Origin of the sequence: Dyella telluris (genome assembly GCF_014297575.1) — a bacterium.
Lineage (GTDB): Bacteria > Pseudomonadota > Gammaproteobacteria > Xanthomonadales > Rhodanobacteraceae > Dyella > Dyella telluris.
Map to the genome: position 1 here is coordinate 53,941 of NZ_CP060412.1, position 21,581 is coordinate 75,521.

21 protein-coding genes and 1 tRNA gene are annotated in these 21,581 nt (G+C 61.3%); 2 read left to right on the top strand and 20 right to left on the bottom strand.

Going from position 1 to position 21,581, the window contains the following annotated elements:
• Positions 1–184: 184 nt before the first annotated feature.
• The 7 genes from galE to H8F01_RS00210 all read right to left on the bottom strand — a co-directional run bounded on the left by galE (position 185) and on the right by H8F01_RS00210 (position 7,179).
• Positions 185–1,189: a UDP-glucose 4-epimerase GalE gene (galE, locus tag H8F01_RS00180; protein WP_222615702.1), complete on the bottom strand. Its 1,005-nt coding sequence runs from the start codon at positions 1,187–1,189 to the stop codon at positions 185–187.
• 2 nt (positions 1,190–1,191) lie between these two features.
• On the bottom strand, positions 1,192–2,013 hold the full coding sequence (locus H8F01_RS00185; RefSeq protein WP_187057094.1) for an alpha/beta hydrolase family protein: 822 nt from the start codon (positions 2,011–2,013) through the stop codon (positions 1,192–1,194).
• Positions 2,013–2,789 carry a serine aminopeptidase domain-containing protein gene (locus H8F01_RS00190; RefSeq protein WP_187057095.1) on the bottom strand — a complete coding sequence of 259 codons (777 nt, stop codon included), beginning with the start codon at positions 2,787–2,789 and terminating at the stop codon, positions 2,013–2,015. Before H8F01_RS00190 ends, H8F01_RS00185 begins: the two co-directional genes overlap by 1 nt.
• Positions 2,786–4,129, bottom strand: a complete 1,344-nt coding sequence (locus tag H8F01_RS00195) for an outer membrane beta-barrel protein (protein ID WP_187057096.1) — start codon at positions 4,127–4,129, stop codon at positions 2,786–2,788. The genes H8F01_RS00190 and H8F01_RS00195 overlap by 4 nt, the downstream gene beginning before the upstream one ends.
• Before the next feature lie 69 nt (positions 4,130–4,198).
• Entirely contained in the window at positions 4,199–4,978 is a 780-nt protein-coding gene (locus tag H8F01_RS00200; RefSeq protein ID WP_238481099.1) for a P-loop NTPase family protein, read from the bottom strand.
• Between the two features lie 2 nt (positions 4,979–4,980).
• On the bottom strand, positions 4,981–6,525 hold the full coding sequence (locus H8F01_RS00205) for an XrtA system polysaccharide chain length determinant (RefSeq protein WP_238481100.1): 1,545 nt from the start codon (positions 6,523–6,525) through the stop codon (positions 4,981–4,983).
• Between the two features lie 30 nt (positions 6,526–6,555).
• Positions 6,556–7,179, bottom strand: a complete 624-nt coding sequence (locus H8F01_RS00210; RefSeq protein WP_187057098.1) for an XrtA/PEP-CTERM system exopolysaccharide export protein — start codon at positions 7,177–7,179, stop codon at positions 6,556–6,558.
• A gap of 357 nt (positions 7,180–7,536) precedes the next feature.
• Here H8F01_RS00210 and H8F01_RS00215 point away from each other — a divergent pair, with 357 nt between their 5' ends.
• On the top strand, positions 7,537–8,337 hold the full coding sequence (locus H8F01_RS00215) for an SDR family oxidoreductase (RefSeq protein WP_187057099.1): 801 nt from the start codon (positions 7,537–7,539) through the stop codon (positions 8,335–8,337).
• 1,355 nt (positions 8,338–9,692) lie between these two features.
• Here the strand turns inward: H8F01_RS00215 and H8F01_RS00220 are convergent.
• Positions 9,693–10,307: a trimeric intracellular cation channel family protein gene (locus H8F01_RS00220; RefSeq protein WP_187057100.1), complete on the bottom strand. Its 615-nt coding sequence runs from the start codon at positions 10,305–10,307 to the stop codon at positions 9,693–9,695.
• Positions 10,308–10,554: 247 nt separating this feature from the next.
• Positions 10,555–10,653: transfer RNA gene (locus H8F01_RS00225), tRNA-Ser, on the bottom strand.
• Positions 10,654–10,833: 180 nt separating this feature from the next.
• On the opposite strand from H8F01_RS00225, the gene H8F01_RS00230 reads away from it, so the two are divergent.
• Positions 10,834–12,156: a tyrosine-type recombinase/integrase gene (locus H8F01_RS00230; protein ID WP_187057101.1), complete on the top strand. Its 1,323-nt coding sequence runs from the start codon at positions 10,834–10,836 to the stop codon at positions 12,154–12,156.
• Between the two features lie 36 nt (positions 12,157–12,192).
• On the opposite strand, the gene H8F01_RS00235 is transcribed toward H8F01_RS00230, so the two are convergent.
• The 11 genes from H8F01_RS00235 to H8F01_RS00285 form a co-directional block, all read right to left on the bottom strand.
• Positions 12,193–13,572 carry an ATP-dependent DNA ligase gene (locus H8F01_RS00235; RefSeq protein ID WP_187057102.1) on the bottom strand — a complete coding sequence of 460 codons (1,380 nt, stop codon included), beginning with the start codon at positions 13,570–13,572 and terminating at the stop codon, positions 12,193–12,195.
• Positions 13,550–14,116 carry a hypothetical protein gene (locus H8F01_RS00240; RefSeq protein ID WP_187057103.1) on the bottom strand — a complete coding sequence of 189 codons (567 nt, stop codon included), beginning with the start codon at positions 14,114–14,116 and terminating at the stop codon, positions 13,550–13,552. The genes H8F01_RS00235 and H8F01_RS00240 overlap by 23 nt, the downstream gene beginning before the upstream one ends.
• A 61-nt stretch (positions 14,117–14,177) precedes the next feature.
• Entirely contained in the window at positions 14,178–15,302 is a 1,125-nt protein-coding gene (locus H8F01_RS00245; RefSeq protein ID WP_187057104.1) for a DNA primase, read from the bottom strand.
• Between the two features lie 5 nt (positions 15,303–15,307).
• On the bottom strand, positions 15,308–16,657 hold the full coding sequence (locus H8F01_RS00250) for a DnaB-like helicase C-terminal domain-containing protein (RefSeq protein WP_187057105.1): 1,350 nt from the start codon (positions 16,655–16,657) through the stop codon (positions 15,308–15,310).
• Entirely contained in the window at positions 16,658–16,969 is a 312-nt protein-coding gene (locus H8F01_RS00255) for an RNA chaperone Hfq (RefSeq protein ID WP_187057106.1), read from the bottom strand.
• Positions 16,970–17,022: 53 nt separating this feature from the next.
• Positions 17,023–17,715, bottom strand: coding sequence for a hypothetical protein (locus tag H8F01_RS00260; RefSeq protein ID WP_187057107.1), 693 nt, complete (start codon positions 17,713–17,715; stop codon positions 17,023–17,025).
• Positions 17,716–17,760: 45 nt separating this feature from the next.
• Positions 17,761–18,474, bottom strand: a complete 714-nt coding sequence (locus tag H8F01_RS00265) for a PhoH family protein (protein ID WP_187057108.1) — start codon at positions 18,472–18,474, stop codon at positions 17,761–17,763.
• A 90-nt stretch (positions 18,475–18,564) separates the two neighbouring features.
• Positions 18,565–19,752, bottom strand: coding sequence for a hypothetical protein (locus tag H8F01_RS00270; RefSeq protein WP_187057109.1), 1,188 nt, complete (start codon positions 19,750–19,752; stop codon positions 18,565–18,567).
• A gap of 147 nt (positions 19,753–19,899) precedes the next feature.
• Positions 19,900–20,340 (bottom strand): hypothetical protein, encoded by a 441-nt coding sequence (locus tag H8F01_RS00275; protein ID WP_187057110.1) that lies wholly within the window; start codon positions 20,338–20,340, stop codon positions 19,900–19,902.
• Positions 20,337–21,227, bottom strand: coding sequence for a lysozyme (locus H8F01_RS00280; protein ID WP_187057111.1), 891 nt, complete (start codon positions 21,225–21,227; stop codon positions 20,337–20,339). Before H8F01_RS00280 ends, H8F01_RS00275 begins: the two co-directional genes overlap by 4 nt.
• Entirely contained in the window at positions 21,224–21,562 is a 339-nt protein-coding gene (locus H8F01_RS00285) for a hypothetical protein (protein ID WP_187057112.1), read from the bottom strand. The genes H8F01_RS00280 and H8F01_RS00285 overlap by 4 nt, the downstream gene beginning before the upstream one ends.
• Between the last annotated feature and the right edge of the window lie 19 nt (positions 21,563–21,581).

Below are 21,581 nucleotides of genomic sequence, written 5' to 3' on the forward strand. Positions count from 1 at the left end.
GCGCTGTCCTGCGGCGCCTGCGGCCCCTGGCTTTTAGACGGCGCCTCTGCCTGTGCATGCGCCGGTCGCCCTGATGCCCATCCCGTCAGGGGCAGGCATGACAGGATCAGGATGAGCAGAAGCCCTGACCTGTGGTTCCGTCCACCACGATCACCGACGATGCTGGTTGGCACTGCCTTGAACATCACGCCACCGACGACAGCCGCGCGTGTTCGCCGACCATCTTGCGCTCCCACGTCAACGCGGTGCGCACGATGAAATCGAGGTCGTCGTACTGGGGATGCCAGTCAAGCACCTGCTTGAGCCGGTCGCTGCACGCAATGAGCATGGCGAGGTCACCTTCGCGCCGCGGCAACTCGACGATGTTCAGCGGATGACCGCCCACGCGGGCGACCGAATCGAGTACTTCACGCACGCTGTAGCCGTGGCCATAGCCGCAGTTGAGCTTGAGCGATACACCGCCCTCACGCAGGTGGTCCAGGGCGCGCAAGTGTGCGGAGGCCAGGTCTTCCACATGGATATAGTCGCGGATGCCGGTACCGTCCGGCGTGTCGTAGTCGGTGCCATAGATGGCCATGGACGCGCGCTTGCCGACAGCATGTTCGCATGCCGCCTTGACCAACAAGGTGGCCGTTGGCGCGGAATGACCGATGCGCCCCTTGGGGTCGCAGCCGGCCACGTTGAAGTAGCGCAGGATCACGTGGCGCATCCGGCCGGTCATGCAGTAGTCGCACAGCATCATCTCGGACATCAGCTTGGATGTGCCATACGGGTTGGCCGGATGGGTGGGCGTGTCTTCGTCGGCCACGCCATGTTCGGTCAGGCCGTACACGGCAGCGGTCGAAGAAAAGATGAATTTGTCCACGCCGGCGGCCTCGCAGGCGGCCAGCAGGTTGCGCGTGTTGCAGGTGTTGTTGCCGTAGTACTTGAGCGGGTCGCTCACGGATTCCGGCACCACCGTGTGCGCGGCGAAATGCATCACCGCATCGATGTCGTTGGCGCGCAGCACGGACTCCACCAGCGCCGCATCACCCACGTTACCCACCACCAGCTCGGCGCCACGCACCGCCTCGCGGTAGCCACTACTGAGGTTGTCGATCACCACCACGTGCTCGCCGCGAGAGGCAAGCTGCTGGACGACATGACTTCCGATGTAACCGGCTCCGCCGGTGACGAGCACCTTCTGCATGTTCACGTACCTGGTCGCGTGACGGGAAAGTGACGCCCCATCCACTGCGCGACGTGGTCGAGCAGGCGTTGGCGGTCACCCGTGAGAACGTAGGTGTGGTCCGTTTCTTCGAAGTAGCTGGCACTGATGCCCGGGTGATCGGCCAGACGGCCAAAGCACTCGCGGAACTGGCGGATATGATTGAAGTAGCGCGTCACACCGCCGCTGTAGACGAAGTCGAGCTTGAGACCGCGCTGGAGCATGTCCGCGAGTTCCGCACGCACCACCTTGGGCGGCAACGGCTCGACCACGAAGGCGGGCTCGGCGGGTCGAGGCGATGCTGAACCACCGCGCCGGAGCAGGCGGTTCCGCCAGGTTGAAAGGCTGAGCAGGCGCGGCAGGTAATGACGCACACGCTGCCCGAAGGTGCGGTGACCATAGCCATCCAGGAAACAGGCACCCACCACGCGCGAGTCCGCATGCGCGGCAGAGTGCGCGTTCTGCGCGCCCGAGCAGAGCCCGAACAACACGAAGCGCGTGCTGCCTGATTGCTGCTTGAGCAACTCCATCGCATCGCTTACGTCGGCGACGACCTGCTCCGGACGCGACAAGCGCTGGCCACTCGCCCCGCTGTCGCCGATGGTGGAAAGGTCGAAGCGCAGCGTGGGATAGCCCAGCGCATTCAGCCGGCGACTGAGGTCCACGTGCAGCCTGAAAGGCCCCACGCGGTACACCATGCCCGCATTGAGGAAAATGACACCCACGCCGTGATCGATGACCGCCGGCAGGCCCACCACGCCCACCAGATGGCGCGCACTGCCGAAACGGAAGGCCTGCTCGTGCATTACGCCATCTCCTTCAGCAGGCGCTTCGCCGCGTCGAGCAGCGGATGCGACAGGATGGCCATTTCCAGGCAGTCGACATCGTCCCAGCGAGGGGAAACATCCACGCTCACCTGGCGGCCCACGTGATGGTCCAGGGGCCGCGAGGCTTCGTCGGTCATCGCCGATGACAGCCACGCCGAGGCCATGCCCGGGTCCAGCAGACGCAGCGCCTGCAACTGCGCGCGCAAACCCTCGCCCCGTTCGAAACCCGGCCACTGCGTACTCACGTCCAGTTCGGGACGTGCGACCTCGAAGCGATTCAGGTCGACCTTCAGCGCGTCCTGCATGCGGTCGTACTGCCGCACCAGTGCATCGCCGGAAGTGATGGCATCCCATGTCACCACGCCGTCGAGCCGGGCCGACTGCGCAGCGGCCAGTGCGGCGTTGGCTCCCAGCCTGGCGCCGAAGGCTAGCAGACGGGCGCCGCCGGTCCGGTTACGCAGCTCGTTGGCAGCCGTGGCGACATCCGCCAGGCATCGCGTCCACTCAAAGGCACGGCTCTCGCCGGCCGAATCGCCGGTGCCGTAGTAGTCGAAGCGCAGCACCGGCAAACCGCTCTCGGCCAGACCATGCGCCAGCTGGCGATACAGCCGGTGGCAGCGGATCTGCTCCACGCCGAAGGGCGGGCACAGCAGCACCGCCGCCCCCGTCACCGCAGCGGACGGATGATAGAAGCCGAACAGCTCCCGCCCCGGGCCGAAGTAGAACGGCAGCTCCGCTTCGATGCGCGCCTTCATCGACGGTAGACCACGCCAACCACGAACTCGTTTTCGTGGTAGCTCTGCAAGGCCGCATTACTGGCGCGCAGCTGGCGCGTATAGCCTGCGCGCCAGCTCCAGTGCTGGGTGAACTCGTGGCTGATGGCCACGCCGAAGCGGGTGGTCTTGTCGGTGCGGTCCAGCGAGGTGTACTGGGTGTGTTCGTAGTCGCCGAACCCTGTCAGAAGCAGCGTCGGCCGCAGCTTGTACTCGATGCTGAAGGCCGCGTCTTTCTCGTTCTGATCGAAGGTGGGATTGTTGAGGTAGGACAGCTTGCGATACAGCGGCGCCACCGTGATGGACAGGCGATCACCGCGATAGCTGTAGGTGCCCTGCACGCTATGGTCCAGGTAGACCTGCGAATCCACCACCACTGAACCCGTATTGATGCCGCGGCTGGGATCGTTGATCAGGTCCAGCGGATTCGTGGACACATTGGTCATGCTGTCCACGATGGTCTGGCCCGGCTGGAGCAGCATGTCCTGCGCCGCGTCCGAGAACTGGTAGGTACCGGTCACGCTGAAGCTGTTGTCGATGTTCGGCCGCCAGCCCAGCGTGACGCGCGCCATCGGTTTGGAAGCACTGGGCTCATTCTTGAAGTCGATGTAGCCCCAGCCAAGCAAGGCATCCACGTCGAAATTCTTCAACGTATGGACGTAATGCCCGTACAGCTCATTGCGGGTGTAGTCCGGTCCTGCCGTGTTGTTCTTCAGGTTGACGTGCTGCGACTCCAGGTTCAGCGACACCTGCGTGGTGGGGTCCACATCGCGGATCACACGGAACGCGCCCAACCCGCGGGAGGAATCGAAGTCATCCACCTTGGAGGCGTAGCTGTTGAGGTATTTCAGTTCAACCTGCCCGCGCGTGGCCGCATTGAAGTCGAAATGCAGGATCGGCCCCAGCGATATCACATTGGTCTGCTGCCGGTTGTTGGGCGCATTGCTGGCCAGCGTATCCACCGGCTGCACGCCGGCATCGTCCTCGATGGAAAAATCGAGCCGCTGGGGAATCGCCGTCCAGTTGGCCTGCGCGCTGAGCGTGCCCTGCGTCTGACTGTCGAAATTGCTGTTGCTGTAATCGAGGTACTCCGCCGTACCCACGACATTGGCCTGGATGGTGGAACCCAGTTGTCGATAGGCGAAGTTGACGCCCGGTATCAGAATGCTGCTGCTGGCCGGGTTGTCGGTGGCCAATGCAATGTTGTCACTGTGTTCCACGCTGACGAACGCCGAATAGGCGAAGTCACCGGCCCACGAGCAGCCGGGGATGGCGACCAGCGCGAGCATGGTGGCGCGGGCAAGCCTGTTGTAAGCCGGCATATCCATTCCTCTGACCTTCCCCCTCAAGATGCCGCCGCTCCCTTCGCCGGCATCTCGTTCCCTATCCGTCTAGGGCGCCTGGTTGAACACCACTCCAGCAAGCTTGCTCGGTTCGAAATGACTCAACGCCTGACTGATGGCCCCTGGCGTATCTTTTCCATACCCCGCCACCACCACCACGAAATCCGCGAGGTCGGCGAGGATGCGCGCATCGGGAGCGCCCTTCACGGACGGACCGTCCAGGAACAGGTAACGGTCGGCATAGCGCGAGCGCAGCGAATCGATCACGGCGCGCATGCGATGCGATGTGAAGTACTCACTGCTGCTCTCGCGCGGCTTGCCAGCGGGAATCAGCCGCAGGTGCGGCACACCCGTGTGGTAGATGATCGATTCGATGCCGATGGCCGGATGATCCATCAGGTCGCTCAGGCCACCACGCAGCGGCTCCACGCCCATCACCTTGTGCTGGTTCGGGTAGCGCACGTTGCAGTCGACCAGCAGGCTGGTCTTGGCTTCATCGAACGCAAATGCCGCGGCAAGGTTACGCGCCACGAAGCTGCTGCCCGAGCGCGGACTTACCGCGACCACCAGCGTCACGAAATTCTCGCGTCCGCCCATGGCGAGCAGGCGCGTGCGGATTTCGCGGAAGGCATCGGACTGCTGACGCACTGACTCTTCGCGATGAATCATCCGCCGCTGCTCAAGCTGCACCGGCGCCAGCGCACCACCCGACTCGTTCATGCGCGCAATGGACTGGCTGGACGATTTGCGAAGCTCAAGGTTATGCGCGGCCGCTTCAAGCACTTCGCTGATGCGATCGGACATGTTGTCGTTTTCCGGATTCTTCATGGTCATCCCTTCAGCCGGATCCATACGGCAACGAGGTAGACGGCGATCACGCCCACGACGATCAACCCCACGGTCATGTTCTGCATGCGATCGCGGCGGCGATCACCCGGCGTGGGATAGAACGGGATGGTCGCCAGCACCGGCGCACCGATGGCCTGCTCCAGCTGCCACACCGAGCGCACGCGCGGATCAAACCAGACCAGCGCAAGCAGCAGGCCCAATGGCAGCAGCACCGAAAGCGCCATGCCTGCCAGGCCGAAATGCATGAAGCGCAGGCCGGAGGGCGTCAACGGCAGCACGGCCGGGTTCTGTACCAGGAAATTCAGGCCACGCTGCTCCGCGTCCAGGTTCATCGACACGCGGGCGTTCTCGCGGCGCTTGAGCAGATCCTGGTAGACGTCGCGGTTGACGTTGTAGTCGCGGGTCAGCTCGGCGGTGACGTTCTCCGAGCTGGCGATGCGCGTGCTGCGTTGCAGCTCCGCCTGCAGCATCGACTCGCTCGCCCCCATGCGCGCTGCCGCAGCCGCACTGGCGGCGCGGGCCGATGCCAGCTGGGTCTTGATCTGCTGGTAGGCGGGGTTGAAGGTGACGTTGCTGTCCAGCGCGGTGGGCGTACCGGCGGCCTGTGCGGCTTCCCGGTGCTGCTCGGCGCTGGCCAGCTGCTTCTTGAGGTCTTCGATCTGGTGGCGGATGCGAACCACATCGGGGTACGAATCGGTATAGGTCAGCAGCAGCTTGTTGAGCTGCGCCTGCAGTTCACCCAGCTGCGCCTGCACCACGCCGTCGGCCGTCTGCACCGTGCTTACTTCCGACTCGCCGGTGAGCTGCGAGGCCAGCGATCCTTCCTGCGAGCGGCGCTCCATCATGTCCATGCGCGCCGTTTCGATCTGCGAACGCAACTGGCTGATGCGTGCCGCCGTGTCGGCCTCGTTGCCGGGCCGCGCATCCGGGTTGGCGTCGCGGTAAGACTTCAGCTTGTCTTCGGCATCCGTGAGCTTCTTGCGGTAAGCCTCGACCTGGCTGTTGATGAACTCGTAGGCCTCGCGGCTCTCGCGCTGCTTGGAGGCCAGGCTTTCGCTGATGAATAGCTGCGCAAAGGCGCGGGCCACTTCATAGGTGCGCCGTGCGCTGTTGTCGCTGTAGGTGATGGTGATCAGGTTGTCATGCGTGATCTGCACCTGCGTGCGCGTCTTGATGCCCTCGGCGATGCGATCCTGCTCGACCGGCGTGGGGTTGGTGGCCATCCAGCCACCAGCTTCGAGGATCTTCGACATCACCTTGCGGCTGAAGATCACATCGCGCGCCATGTTCGCGCGGTTCTTGTTCGCCGTCGGTGCTGCCGCACCTTCCATCAGCGGCGTGATGATGCTGCTTTCCTGCGCAAGAATAGTGGTCGATGCCACGAACTTGCGCGGCCACAGCATGCCAGCCGTCAGGGCAGCCAATGCGATGATCGCAAAGGCGATGCCCACCGCCAGGCGCCGGCGTCGCGCTTCGTTGACCAGTGCCGGCACCAGACTTGCCATCGGCCTGAGTTCCCCGCTCATGTCGACGTCCTCCCTCTCCCTTGCACGGTCTTAGAACGACCGCATTGGCACAGTGACAACATCCCCCGGCTGCACCGGGTAGTTGGTGTCGAGATCACCCTTCTGCAGCACCTTGTCCAGGCGCACGGCATAGGGTGTGGTGACGCCGTCGTGGCCCTCGCGGAACAGCTCAGTGCGATCAGGCGCGGCGAATTCGGTAGTGCCGCCCGCGGCCAGCACGGCATCCAGCACCGTCATGCCCTGGCGATAAGGAATCGACACCGGCTGGCGCACGGCACCGGTCACTCGCACGCGAGACAGGTATTCGTGGCTGCGCAGCTCGGTCAGGATCACCGCCACCTGCGGATCGCGGACATACGACGCCAGCTTGGTCTTGATCTCGGCAGAAACTTCTTCCGGCGTCTTGCCACCGGCCATCACATCGCCAATCAGGGGCACGGTGATCTTTCCATCCGGGCGCACAGGCACGCTCACGCTCAGGTCCGGGTTCTGCCAGACCGTGATCTGCAGCTGGTCGTCGACACCGATCCGGTAGGTGGTAACCGCCTGGGCGGCCGGGTCAACTTTCGGCGCTTCCTTGGAACCGCCGCCGGTCGTGCAGGCCGACAGCAATACGGATACGCCAAGAGCAAGCAAGACAGGAAGAACTTTCATGGTGGGCCCCCTGCAGACAAAATGTGAACTGCGTCACTGTCGAGTATATCTACGGCCCGAGATAACTTGACAAAGCCATAGGTTCTATGTCTTGACGCACATGGATTCTGCCGAAAACGCACTTGCGCTACGCCAACCTCGCCATCCTGTGGCCTTGCCAAAGCCAGCGGCGCCGCGAAAGCGCAAAGTCCTTGCGAATACCCCGGCCACGCCCCTCCTCCGGCTTTAGGCCGTTTGGCCGATGACGGGCGTCGACGCACCGAACGACTCGCCCACATCGCAACCTGGCTTTAGCCTATGCAGTCACATCGCCGTGCATGCCTGCCCTTGGCGCAACACCAGATTCCGGGAAGCTCCATGATCCAGACGCCCGCCATACAACCGTTTGAAGCCTTGCCGCTCGCAGGCAAAACCATGCTCATCACCGGCGGCGCGCAAGGCATAGGTCGCGGCATTGCCCAGGCCGTACTGGGCGCCGGTGGCAACGTTTTCATCGGCGACCTGGATGCCGAGGCCGGCAAGGCATGTATGGCGGAATGGGCGGTCGGCAAGCGCGCAGCCTTCGCCGTGGTCGACGTATCGCGCGAAGCCAGTGTCAGCCGCTGGGTTGCCGCGGCACTCAAGCGTTTTGACCACATCGACGGCCTGGTGAACAACGCCGGCATTGCCAACGCACATAGCGGCCCGCTCGGCGAGTTGTCACTCGAGCACTGGAACCGCTACCTGGCCACCAACCTCACCGGCCCGTTCCTGTGCAGCAAGCACGCACTGCCGGCACTGAAGCAGCGCCACGGTTCCATCGTGAATATTGCTTCCACCCGTGCCCTGCAGTCGGAAGCGGATTCGGAAGCGTACGCCGCCACCAAGGGTGGCCTTCTCGCCTACACCCATGCACTCGCCGTAAGCGCAGGGCCGGACGTGCGCGCCAACGTGATTCTTCCGGGATGGATCGCCACCGATGCATGGCGCAAGCCAGCCGAGCGCAGCGCAACCAGGCTCAGCCGGCGCGATCACTCGCAACATCCGGCCGGCCGCGTCGGCACACCGGAAGATATCGGCGCCCTCGCCGTCTACCTGTTGTCAGCGCAGTCATCCTTCGTCACCGGCCAGAGCTTCGTGGTGGACGGCGGCATGACCATCAAGATGCAGTACGCGTAACACGTATGACCGTAGCCCGGATGAAGCGAAGCGGGAATCCGGGAACACGCGTGCGACATCCCCGCACTCTTCGCGCCGCCGCATAACCCAGCCCCAAACCTTCGCAAACACCGATTCGTGACGAATCGCTGGATCCCGGATTCTCGCTGCGCTTCATCCGGGCTACGTCGCTGCCGCACACTCACCCGTAGCCCGGATGAAGCGAAGCGGGAATCCGGGAACACGCGTGCGACATCCCCGCACTCTTCGCGCCGCCGCATAACCCAGCCCCAAACCTTCGCAAACACCGATTCGTGACGAATCGCTGGATCCCGGATTCTCGCTGCGCTTCATCCGGGCTACATCGCCGCCGCACCCACCCGTAGCCCGGATGAAGCGAAGCGGGAATCCGGGAACACGCGTGCGACATCCCCGCATTCTTCGCGCCGCCGCATAATCCAGCCCCAAACCTTCGCAAACACCGATTCATGACGAATCGCTGGATCCCGGATTCTCGCTGCGCTTCATCCGGGCTACATCGCTGCCGCACACACCCGTAGCCCGGATGAAGCGGAGCGGGAATCCGGGAACACGCGTGCGAAAGCTCCGCATCCATCGCGACACCGCACAGCCCTACCCCAAAGTCTTCGCGAAGATTGATTCGTGACGAATCACTGGATCCCGGATTCTCGCTGCGCTTCATCCGGGCTACGGGTTACGGGCTACGTGGTTGCGCAATCTCCGGCATGCACGCGGAATACTCGCCACGCCTTGCGCGGGCCACATCCTGACGCCACGCCACTGCAGAATCCCTACAGCGCTTGCACGGCGGCTTGCTAACGTGTGCAAGCCGCCTGCGGGTGTCTTCGGACGGGGTTTGCAGGTGGCCGCGGCAGCGATGTCGTGAGTAGCGCGGGCCGCATGGGCGTAGGACCCCACGCGACCCGCTGACCACCACCAACTTCGAAGGAGTTGATCATGGCTACGCTTGATCTTAAGGCAACTGCACGCCCGCTTTTCAGGCCGTGCAAGCACCTCACGGCATTTCCTGACAGTTCGCATAGCGCGAACACGACCTCACCTGCGCACCGCGACGCGTCTTCCGCGTCCATGCCCCGCCTAGCTGACACGCGCCCCGTCCGTCGACAACGAGGCGTGCCTCTGCGCGCGACGACGCGAGTCGCGTGCAGAGACGGGCGACCACGCATGGGCCACGCGCCCACTCCAGGGCCGCGCGCGTCGCGCGCAGGCAAGGCGGACAACACGCCGGGATAGTCGGCATTCGTCGACGTGAGCAATGCATCGCTGAAAGATCACCCCCGTGGCGTGACGGCTTCATCGCCGACACGCCACACCCGGCATGCCACGTCGCGCCTTCAGGCGATCTTCGGCAACTGCCAGCCAAACCGTACCGCGGCCACGCGCAGCGCAAAACACACCACGCCACCCAGCGTCGCCGCGACCGCCGGCGGGCACCCCAGCCGACGCGCCACCACCAGCACCGCCGCGCCAAGCAAGGCCGCACTCGCATAGATATCCGCCACCAACACCATCGGTATGCGCGAAAGCAGCATGTCGCGCACTACACCGCCGCCACAGCCCGTGATGGCGCCCAGCAGCGTGGCCATGAACGGATGGATGCCGAACTCCAGCGCCTTCTCCGCACCCGCCACGGCGAACAACGCCAGGCCTGCCGCATCCAACGTGCTCAGCAGCAACGCTGGCAGGGCTTCGACCTGCGCATGCCAGACAAACGTCACCAGCCCCGCGACAAAGGCGAGTACGGGATAGCGCCAGTCGCGCATTGCACTCGGCGGCGTGTCGCCAAGCAACAGGTCGCGAACGATGCCGCCACCCAGCGCCACAATAAACGACAGCACCAGCACGCCCAGCAGATCCAGCCCGGCATGAATGGCGGTCGTAGCACCTTCGATGGCAAACACCACCGTGCCTGCGAGGTCAGCCACCAGCACGATGTGTTTGCGGATCATGCGAACTCCCCCATGGATGACGTCGCACGATGCAACAGCCGCTCGCGCGTCACAAGCACCCAGGCACTAAACAGCTGGAACGGAACGAGCGAGGCAGGCCGAAGTCGCGACACCGCCATGATCTCCAAAGTCTTCGGCAAATAAAGCCGAACGACTCCGCTTGCATGACGACAAGTAGCGCTGTCGAATGCCTTGAAAATGGGCACAAAGAAAAAGGCGCTTAGCTTTCGCTAAGCGCCTTTCGAGTTGGTGGGCCGTGTAAGATTCGAACTTACGACCAATTGATTAAGAGTCAAAGATTATGTATGTAAGTTCATACACTTATAACCATAGTCTTTGCTAACCCCTTGTTTTGACGCCCCTCTAGATCCCCTGACATCCTTGACGATCCCTGTAGGTCCATTTTGGACTGTAGCCCCGCTGTAGCCCGGCGTATTTTCTTGTTGATGATTATTCGTCAACGGGTTTAATATCCCTTTCCCACCCGAGACGTTAGATCTTGGGGGATTATCGGAGAAGAGAAGATATGCCAAAGATGCGCCTGACTAAGCAGGCGGTCGATGAGTTGCCGTTCCCTGAAGTATCCGGAACCCGCATCAACTACATCGACAGCGAATGCTCAGCCCTCTACCTGCGTGTTACGACGACCGCAAAGACCTTCTATTACGTCACCTATAACGCTGCTGCGAAGAAGCGTGAATGGGTGAAGATCGGGCGACCGGATGAGGGTCACACCCCAAACACCGCCCGTGAGTTCTGCCGGAAGGTAGCCCGTGGAGAGATCAATCTCGCGGAGCCGGCAGTCAACGAAGACGAACCCACTACCCTTTCCCTTGTCCCGGAAACCGACTCGGGAGCCGCACCTGCGCCGGAAGAGATGACCTGCCGACAGCTGGCGAAAGACTATCTGGAGCAGTACGCCGTCAATAAGAAAGACGGTGGAAAGTCGGATCGTCGCTTTCTGGAGATCGACTTCCTACCCTCCTTTGGGGATCGGGTCGCGGCTTCTGTGAAGCGTTCGGAGCTTCAGAAGCTCTTTCAGGACAAGGCGAACGGTGATCCTGACCTGGGGAAGAAAGCCGCCCCGGTCGCAGCGAACCGTCTTCGTGCCGTCGTTTCCAAGATGTTCTCCTGGGGTATGCCGACCCTCGATGACGGTGTTCAGGTCAGTCCGGTCATGGGAACCCATCGTCGGAAAGAGCAAGCTCGCGACCGCGTTCTCTCCCATGATGAGCTTCGCCTCGTGTGGAGAAAGCTGTCTAGCTTTCAGTCGGACTTGATTCGCAGTGCGGTGAAGATACTGATCATCACCCTTCAGCGTCGTTCCGAGGTAGCTCTCATGGAATGGAAAGAGATCGACTGGAAGCACCGCATCTGGACTATCCCGAAGGAAAAGTCGAAGAACGGACACTCGCAAACCGTCCCTCTGTCGAAGATGGCAATCCGTGAGCTGGAATACATGAAGCCCCTAACCGGGCACACGCCATACATCTTCTGGAGCAACAAGAGGAACAACGCGAAGGTGCTGGAAGCAGGAGTTATTCACCCGGACTGGATCACTCACGCAATCGCGGACTTGCGCGCCCGCGACGAGGAACTGAAGGTCTTGGACCGTTTCACTCCCCACGATTTCCGTCGTACTGCCGCTACCAATATCGGTGAGCTGATGGAGAGTCGTGAAGCGGTGAAGCGTCTGTTGAACCACGTCGAAGGTGGTGCGACGTCGATTTATGACCGTGCGACGTACACGGGGTTGAAGCGCAAAGCCCTCAACCTTTGGGCAGATCGCCTGTCTAAGATCATCCGAGGCGAGCACATTCCCATCGCGGATCTGGACGAAGCCGCATAAGCAAAAGGGGCACCCTCATCAGGTGCCCCTCTTTCTTTACCAGCTGATTTCAGCCTTGTCGGTTCGCAGTCGCTTGAAGACCGGGTGTCGGAGCGAGCCTGCCGGCGTCACCTCCTGATACTGCACCTCGGCCAGCATACCCATCACCTGACGGCCCGCCGTCTTCTCCATGTCGGCATTCAGGGCTTCCCAAAGCTCGCCACGCTGGGACAGGCTGAAGCCCGAACCCACCTTTACCTGCTCGCCCTTGAAGTCCACGACGATCCCGCCGAGGGTGCCCACCATTGCCCCGGTGCCCTCGAAGAAGCCGATGATCTGCAGATCCATCGTCTCTTCCGCCTTGATCTTCATCCAGGCGTAATCGCGCTTCTTGCGGTAGAAGGCGTCGGGGTCTTTGATGATCAGACCCTCCAGGCCGTTGTTGCGAGCTGCCTCGTACATTGCCCAGATTTCGTCTTCGGATGCCGCCCAATAGCTGCCCGGCAACTCCAGGAACTTCGGCTTGTTCGTTTCCTTGTATGCCTTGAACGCAGCCTCCAGCAGCTTTCGACGCTGACGCTGGGTGCCCATTTCCTCCAGCTGGGCGTCGGACGCCTCCAGAAGGTTCGTGCCGGGCAGACCCAGAACGTCGAACACATGGAGGGTGCCCTCCTCGATGGGGTCATCCGAACGCAGGGCTGAGACCGACTCGTTGAAGGAGCCCGACGTTGCTTCGGCGTCCAGGCAGACGATGCGACCCATCTCCTTCTCGTCCATGACCACACGAACGAAGTCGATGACTTCCATCGTCATCGGGACGAGGCTCGGGATCGGGTTGCCTGCGCGGGTGTAGAAGTCCACGACCCAATCGACGGTATCGACGACGACCAGGGTGCGCATGCCATCCAGCTTCGGCTCGATCATGCGGGGCCAGCCGCTGACCTTCTTCACGTTGAAGGGGTGAGCCAGCATGACGCCGAACTCGGACAGCAAGCCGGGGATGACTTTGTTCACGCTCGATGCCTGAATGCCGATCTTCAGGTTCTTGTCGAGCGCCCACAGGGACCACTTGAGCACCGGCTGCTCGTACTTGGTGCGGATGTCCTCCAGCATCTTGATCCGGCGATCCGTCGCACCCGTGCCCGTGGCGAGCTGAATCTCGCGCATGGCGATGAAGTAGTCAGAGTCCAGGTCGTTGCCCTCGGTGACGTGAGCCACCGAGAAGTCGGTCAGTTGCTTGGGAAGCTGCTTGCTGGTGATGCCGAACTTCACCTGGTCGTCGAACCAGAACTTGAGCAGGCGCTTCAGGTAATCCACCTGGGTTTCGTCGGCGTCTTTGACGAAGTTCTCCAGCAGCTCCAGCTTGGTCTTGCCCTTCGCTGCCCCGATGGCAACGAGCAAGTCGTGGATTGCGTCAATATTGGGCGTCGTGCTCATTTCCAAGTTCCTCAAGTGCCTGGTTGATCGCTCCCTGGATGATGTTCTGGGAGGCAAGGTCGGTGTCGATGTGACCGTTACGCTTCACGGGCGCGGTCACGGGTTCAGCACGCTCGCGCTTGACCTTGATCGGGTCGGCGTCTGCGATGGTGTTGGTGTCGGTCGGGACGAAGCCGCGCTGGGAGTTACCCCGGCGATAGCCGATGCCAGCTCGGGCGGCTTCGGACTGTTTCTGGAACTCGGCCAGGGTCTTGTGACGGTCGCGGAAGTACAGGGCGTGACCCACCTGCATCTCTTCCTTGCGCATCTTGATCGCCGGACAGGTTCGGCTGCAGATGGCGTCCTGGCAGCTCGTGCGCAGGTTCGGGCGCTTCTCCAGCACCGCTTCGATGGTGTGCAGGCAGACTGCATAGTTCGAACGGCCACTGTACTGGTCACACCAGAAGTAATAGCCGTTGCTGCCCGAGCGAGATTCGCCCATCGGCAGCTTGTCTTCATTGATGGGGTCGTTCGGGATGTCCCGAAGCTCGATCTTCTCTTCCACGCTCTTCTCTCCTGTGCGCGCATTTGCGCTTCACGCAATTATAGTATGTGCATACATACCATTACAGCGAAATCGTTAGGGGCTTCTCTGGGTAGCGCTTGGCCACCTCCCCCTTCAGCAGCACGATGTCCACGCCCGTCCTGATCCGCTTAGCGTTCTGGATCGCGGACAGGATCTCCACCGGCTTCGCTTCGCCTGGGTCTTTGTCCTTCGGGAGCATCGCCACGTAGCACTCAAACCCCATCTTCAGGAGGCTCAGACACGCCTTGGCAGCTGCGAAGGTCGCTTTCGCCTCCCCATCCCAGAGGAAGGTCAGGCGCTTGACGCCCTTACCCCTGAGCTTGATGAACTGGCCCAGCTGGTCATTCCCTTCGTTGTTGCCCTCGGACAGGTGCATGCCGAAGGTGCCCACGGCCAGGGTGGTCTCACGCTTGGAGAAGTCCGTGTCCAGGGCGATCTTTGCCCCGATGACGTCAAACGCACCCTCGCAGATGACCACATGGTCTACCCCAGGCACGACGTTCCACCCGTTGTAGAGGTAGGAGCCGGTAGACGCGAAGCCAGGCGGGAACAGGTAGCGCTTCTCGTGCTCCCCAGTGCCGTCTCGCCCCTGGAACGTGACCAGCTCACCCTCCAGGTCGAAGACCGGGATGATCACGCGCTTGCCGTAGTCCTGCTTCATCTTGCGACCGTCAGGGCTGACGACTTCGAAGGAGCCCTCTTCACACCAGCGGAGCCCGAAGTATTCAGCCAGGGCTTTATCCACCCCTCGGCGTGCCAGGTATTCGGGAACCTCCTCCATCTCCGCGACAGGCTTGCTCTCGGGGAGATAGAGGGAATTGAGGTCCGCGATGGTCAGGACTGACGTTCGCTTGGGCCTCCAGCCCTGCTCCTGAGCCAGTTTCCTGAGCGTCAGAAGCAGCTGGTTGCCAGCTTGGGAGTACAGACCCTTGAGGAAAGTCCATTTGGAGAAGGTCTTCTGGGGGCAACCGCCAGAGAAGCAGTTGCCGACGCCAGAATCCGCGTTGACGTAGACACGATAGTCGTTCGACCCGCAGAACGGGCATGCCCGGACGTTGAGCTGACGACCTGAACGACCGTAACTGTCACGGTGGGACACGCCTTCACGGTCGAGCACCCACTCCATGTCGATCTGGTCGAGCAGTTCTTTTGCCTCCTCCCACATGACGCCTATGCCTCGATTTCGATGATGGACTCGATCATTCGTGCCTGTTCAAGGTTCGTCTTGACCCGGACGATGAAGTTGCCCTTCTGGTTACGGGACGCGGCGAAGTAGAGCTTTGCCTCGTTGTTTGCCTTGTCCTCGTCGCTACTGTTGATGGAGATCAGCAAGTCCACAGTTCGGACCTTGTTGATGTCTTCAGCGACGTGCTCCATCTTGCTGACCGTGGACTTGAAGCCCTCACGGTTGGTCTGGGTCGCAGACAGAAGCGCGCAGTTGAACTCGTAGGAGATGGCACGCAGGTCGATGTAGATCATGCGGCTGTTCTCGCGCATCTCCGACGACATCTGATCCGGACGCATCAGGTCGGCGTAGTCCACCACCACCATGTCGTAGTGATTGCCCTTTGCGGCTTCCCGGTGAAGCAGACGACGGAGGTCGCCAGGGCTGAAGCTGCCCGTGGGGAAGTCGAACAAGGAGAACTTGCCGGCCTTAGCAGACGCTGCCTTTACCTTGTCGCGAACGGCACCCAGAGCGATCTGGAGATCCTTCATCGCGGTCTTGGCGATGTTCGCGTCCATACGATCCGCGATGATGCGAGCGGCCACTTCCAGCGAGACGTACAAGACGTTGTAGCCGGCGAGACAGGCATTGACCGCGAACGCGATCAGCGACATGGACTTGCCCGCTTTCGCAGCGCCCATGATCACGCTCAGCTCCTTGCGACCCCATCCCTTGTTGTAGAGAACACGGTCCAGCTCCTTGAAGCCGGTGGTGATCCCGTCATAGGTGATGCGACCCGCCAGAAGCTCCTTGCGGTATTCCGCACGCCCCTCGATCGTTTCGAAGAAGTCGATCTTGGAGTTGTCCTGGTTCTCGCCCACCATCAAGGCTTGCTTGATGGCCTTTTCGATGGCCGGGAAGTCCCGCTTATCGACCAGCTCTGCAGACTTCAGGATGGCCTCGGTCATCGCAGAGTGACGAGCGAACTCGGCCACGCGGTCGATGGTGAAGTCCTTGTCGTCCAGCTCGACTGCGTACAGCTGACGCAGCGCCTGCTTCATGTCCTCAACGAGGTCGCCACGGATGGTCTTGTTCTTGACCGCATCCGTGAAGAGCATCACGAACGCCGTCTTGGACGGGATCATCTTGTACTTGTTGAAGTAGTCGAGAGCCAGGCTCACGATCTGACCGAGGCTTTCGCTGGTCATGTAGCGCGGCTGGACGAGCCCTTCGGTGCGCTGGTTGAAGTCCGTGTCGCGAAGCACCCAGGCAGCGATCTGTTCCTGGAAGTTCTCGTCGAACTCATAGGTAACGCCCTCTTCGGTCGCTACCACCTCTTCTTCGACCGCCGACATTTAAGCCACCTCGGCAACGGTGATCTCTTCGAGGGCGTGCTTGAACAGCAGGCGCTTGACGGCACCGTTGTTGGTGGAGATCAGGATGGTGTAGCGATCAACCTCCAGGACGTAGCCGTTCAGGACGACATCAGCGCCCAGCACGAATTCCAGCTCGGTCTCGGACTCGCGCATCTCCTGCAGCCACTGGTCATGGCTCCAGGGCTTCGGCTGGGGCGGGAGGACGATCTTGGTCGGCGGGGTTACTTCGGGACGGCGGGCCTTGCCGTTCAGGTGGAGGGTCTTGCGACGGGGAAAGTTGTGATCCTTCATTCTCTTCTCTACTGCGTATGTATGTCGATACATACATTGTAGCGAGGAAAAAGTTACGCGATCAGTTCAGCGGGAAGCAGCTTCTCGGCAGTCGCTTGGGACAGCACTCCCTGGTCGATCAGACGCAGGGCGACCATCGAGCTGCCCTTGGCACGGATCATCTTGCAGAGCCATTCGTCGAACGCGCCCTTCCACGGGGCAGTCGAGTCGGCCATGAGGGTCGGGGCGGTGAAGTGCAGCGCTCGGATGGGGAGTTCCTCCTTCCAGCGCATTGCGATGAAGCCGATCAGGGGCAGGACGCCGGGACGGGCCTTGCCGTAAAGCTGACGGACGTTGGGGAGCCTGCTCCACCCGCGATCCACTGCCTCGTTGATCCCGAGACGGACGAACGTGTCATAGGGCATCCCGAGAGCGTCAGCGGCCTGTCGTGCCCCGAATGCGTCTTTCATCTGCTGCTCTTTTATAAGAGACGTGAACAGCTTCGACACAGCGATAGGGGCGCGATAGATGCCGGTGTACTTCTCCTGCGACTCGACGTAGACCTTGTTGCAGAGCTTCCCAAACAAGCGCGTGCGCTTGACGGGGTGCATGCCCCTGTATTCCCACCAGCAGGCTTTCGCAAGCTTGCGCTCGCGCTCACAGATCGCGTCAAAGTCGTTTGGGAACGAGCGCATCAGCGCTAGATCCATGTCCCTGGCTTCCATGTCGAAGCCAGGGAACTCGATGGTATGTGTGATGGTCGCCATAGTTAGTGCTTTGTCTCTGAGCACTAATTATATGCGCTCACATACTTATTTTGTCGCAGGATCTCGATACCGCCTCAAGATCTCCTTGACCAGGCCCGAGCGCACAACGTCATCCTCGGTGAACTCGATGACCTTCACGCCCTTGAGACCCTTCAAACGCTCCATGGCGTCCTTCAGGCCGCTTTCGCCAGGGATGTCCTTTTGGGTGATGTCGCCATTGATGACCACGGTCGAGTTTTCACCGATGCGGGTCAGGAACAGCTTCATCTGCTCCGGGGTGACGTTCTGGGCTTCGTCCAAGATCACGAAGCAGTTGTCGAAGGTCAGGCCACGGATGTACTCCAGGGGCTGAATCTCCACCTTTTCGAGGCGCTGGAGGTTCTCCAGATGCCTTGCGCCGAGGACCGAACTCAGGATGTGCCGGAACGGGGCGAAGTACGGTTCGAACTTCTCGTGGATGGTGCCGGGAAGGAAGCCCAGTCCCTTACCTGCTTCGACTGCCGGACGGGTCACGATGATCTTCTGGATCTTCCGCTGAAGCAGCAGGTTCGCAGCGTGCGCGGTGCAGACGTAGGTCTTGCCCGTGCCAGCGGGACCGATGCCGAAGGTCAGCTGATTGGATTCCATCGAGATGAGATAGTGACCCTGCACCTCATTCTTCGGCACGACTTCCTTGACGTAGCCGTAATCCTCTTCCCCACGGTGACGCTCACTACCCACACGCTCCTTGCCAGTGCGTTCCCGGTTCTCACGTTCCATGCGCTCGTTGCGCTTACGTTCTGCTCGGCGTCCCACGTTTGTCCTTCCTTGGTTGTGAAAAAGGGCGTCCGTCCTAGACACCCTTGGGGTTTAGTGATTCTTGGTGGTGAAGAGCGTCGTTGGTATCCCGGCAAACTCGCTCTTGTCCCGGTAGTAATACTTGCCACCCACCACAGCGAAGTTGGTGATCGGGAAGTATTCGATGACCGTGGCCTTCGTCAGCGTGTCGATGTGTGCCAGGGCGAAGCCGTTGTGCCACTGCTCACCGTTGCAGTAGCTCGCGGAGCGCTTGTGACCGCTGCCTAGCTGATGCCATTCGTATGCACCGTAGATCGGGGAGAACATCGGCCACACTTCATGCTTGTGGTGATGACCGTTGACGCCGGGCAGACCCATGTGGCGCGCATGCGGAAAGTGATGTGCGAGGAAGGCGTCCCAATAGATGCGGTAGTTGTTCTTCACTTCCTTGGTCGTGTCCGACTTCGTGAACGCCGTCATGTCGGCCTGGGCCACGTAGTTCATTTCGAACTCTTCCAGACCCAGCAGCTTGCTGATCGTCATGCCGTGGAGGTCGGAAAGGACCGCACGCAGGGCCGGCGTAGCATCAGCCAGGTGACGCAGGAGGCGGTGCTCGTGGTTGCCTTCGATCAGGTCCATCTGCGTGCCTGGGCAGGCTTCACGGATGGGAGCGAAGATCTTGGTGTGGGCGAACTTGATGCGACCCACCACGTCCCACTCACGCGGATCCACGCCGTACTTGCCGAACTCGGGCAGATCGAAGATGTCGCCCACGAAGCTCACCACGTCGGGCTGCACTCGCTTGGCGGTGTCGATGAGGACGCGCAGGAAGAACGGGTCAATCTCGATGTCGTGGAGGTCCGAACACAGCAGGATGGTCTTGAAGCGAGCCTTGTTGTCGCGGGTGTACTTGTCGCCCCACTCCCGGCGCTCCTCGTTCATGCGCTTGTAGTGGTCAACCGAGGCGTGCTTGGCGATGGCCTTCTCCATCGCACCGACCTGACGTGAGCCGGTGATGCCCGCCTGGCGCTTGAACTCGTGGAAGGTGCCGAAGTGCATCGTCCAGACGGACTCGGCATAGCGTCCGTGGACGCGGTAGTAGTTGCGGGTGATGAACCGTTCGGGGTCCGCTTCCGCCATCGCACGAATGTCTGCGATGCAGTCTTCGGCAGTGCCATCCTTCAGCTTGGGGATGATGGTTTCAGAGAGTGGGGCTTCCTTGCCCCGTGCAGCCTTCACTGGCTTCTTACTCGCTTTCACTTGCCGATTCCTTGTTTTCTGAGCTGTTCCGTCAGCCCATGGTGGCGGTCCTTGCACTCCCAGTAGAGGTGCTGGACTTGTTTGTGGTTGGCTTGAATGGCTTCACGTTCACCGGATTGAAGCTCCGGCAGCTCTTCAGGGCAGTCCTCAAGGTATTTCGCGTTGAGAAAAATCTGCCCTCTTGTTTCCGAGGTTCCAGAGGCGCAGCTCGTCAGCATCAAACACAGGCTGATCCACGCTGCGCTCAGAAAGAGCCGGTATGGGTTCATGGGTGTCGTCCTTCGGCGGATTCCGTGCCTTGGGTTCAGTCACGGGGTATCCGGGCTCCTGTGCCCGGCGCTTGTTGTAGAAATCGACAACGGCGGTGTCAGTCCAGGAGAAGAAGCCGTCCCTGGCTACATCCTTCCCTGTTTGCTCCTCCTGGACTGACATGGCCGCTTGGGCGTTGTCTGCCGTTTCCTTGCTCACCGCAGCGGACTGCTGGGACTTCTCAATGGCGTAGCCACGCTCAGTCCAGGTGTGGCCTCCGTAGAAGCACAGACCCGACCAGGCCACGACGAGCAAACCAATGAGAAGTCCCTGCTTCATGCTGCTTCCTTGAGTTCCTTGCGTTTCTGCCAAACCACGTAGATCGAGGTGCCGATGCTGACGGCCACCAAGGTCAGAGCGATCACTCGGGTCCACTGCGTCATGCCGGCAGTGTCCGAGGCGATCTGTTTGATGGCTGCCACCGTGGGAGCGATCTGGCTGTAACCAGCGGTGATCGCGCCTGCGATACCCGTCACGATGGTCGTGATGGATGCCTTGCCACCCGGCACTTCAGTCACCTTCTGGACGGGTGCCGTGGGCACTTCGTTGGCGGTGTCGATACGGATGGCTTCCTGGATGACAGGAGCTGCCTTCGGCACTTCGATACCGGGCAGAGTCATCTGCGGAGCCGGCACGGAGATCTTCCCGATGGGAGCGATGTCCTCGACCGGGAGGCTCCACAGTCGGATTTCCAGGTTGCGACGGTTCACCAGGCCCGGCAGATCTTCCTTCCAGGTCCGAACCTTGCCGTCAGCAAGCTTCTCGGTCTTGGTGATCTTGACCCACTTGGCCAGCTCAATCGGGACAGCCTTGTAGTCGCCCTGGTTGAGCTTGCGCAGCAGCGTGCTGGACGCGAACTGATCCCAGCCCACGTTGAAGGCGAAGGACACCAGTGCGCCGTACTGATGATCGTTCAGATCAACCAGCACCTTGCTGCACACTACGTCGATTGCTTCGTGGAGATCCTGGTCGAAGATGCGCCAGGCTTCGGCTTCGGTGATGACCAGGCCAGAGCGAACCTCGGGACCGGTGTGGCCGATACCGATAGTCCAGACGCCCTTGCTGTCCTTGTAAGCCTTGAGGACGGGTTTACCGTCAGTGCCAGGAGCGCCCTCGCACACAGCGAGGAACTTGCGGCACTCTTCAGTCAGTGGACGGAAGTTCACGGGGAACCTCCGCTGAGCTTGGGGATGTTGACGTCCGCTGCCTTGGCAGTCAGATAGATCAGCAGGAGCCAGAGACCGATCTTCGTAGCCCACGCGAATACGTGGCCCATGAAAGAGTCGGTCAGCTTGTCCATGCGTCGGTGGAACTGTTCCGTGATACGGATCAGTTCGAGAACCTCTTCGGGCTTTCGGTCCCCGAAGTGGCTGATGAAGCTTTCCCGGACTTCGGATCGGACGACAGACCGAATTGCCTCAAGCAACTCGGCCTGTCGGCCTTTCTCAATGAGTTCCTTCTCACGTCCGGACATTCCATTGTCCAGGTCTTTCTCGCTCACCGCTCAGTCCCTTGTAGCC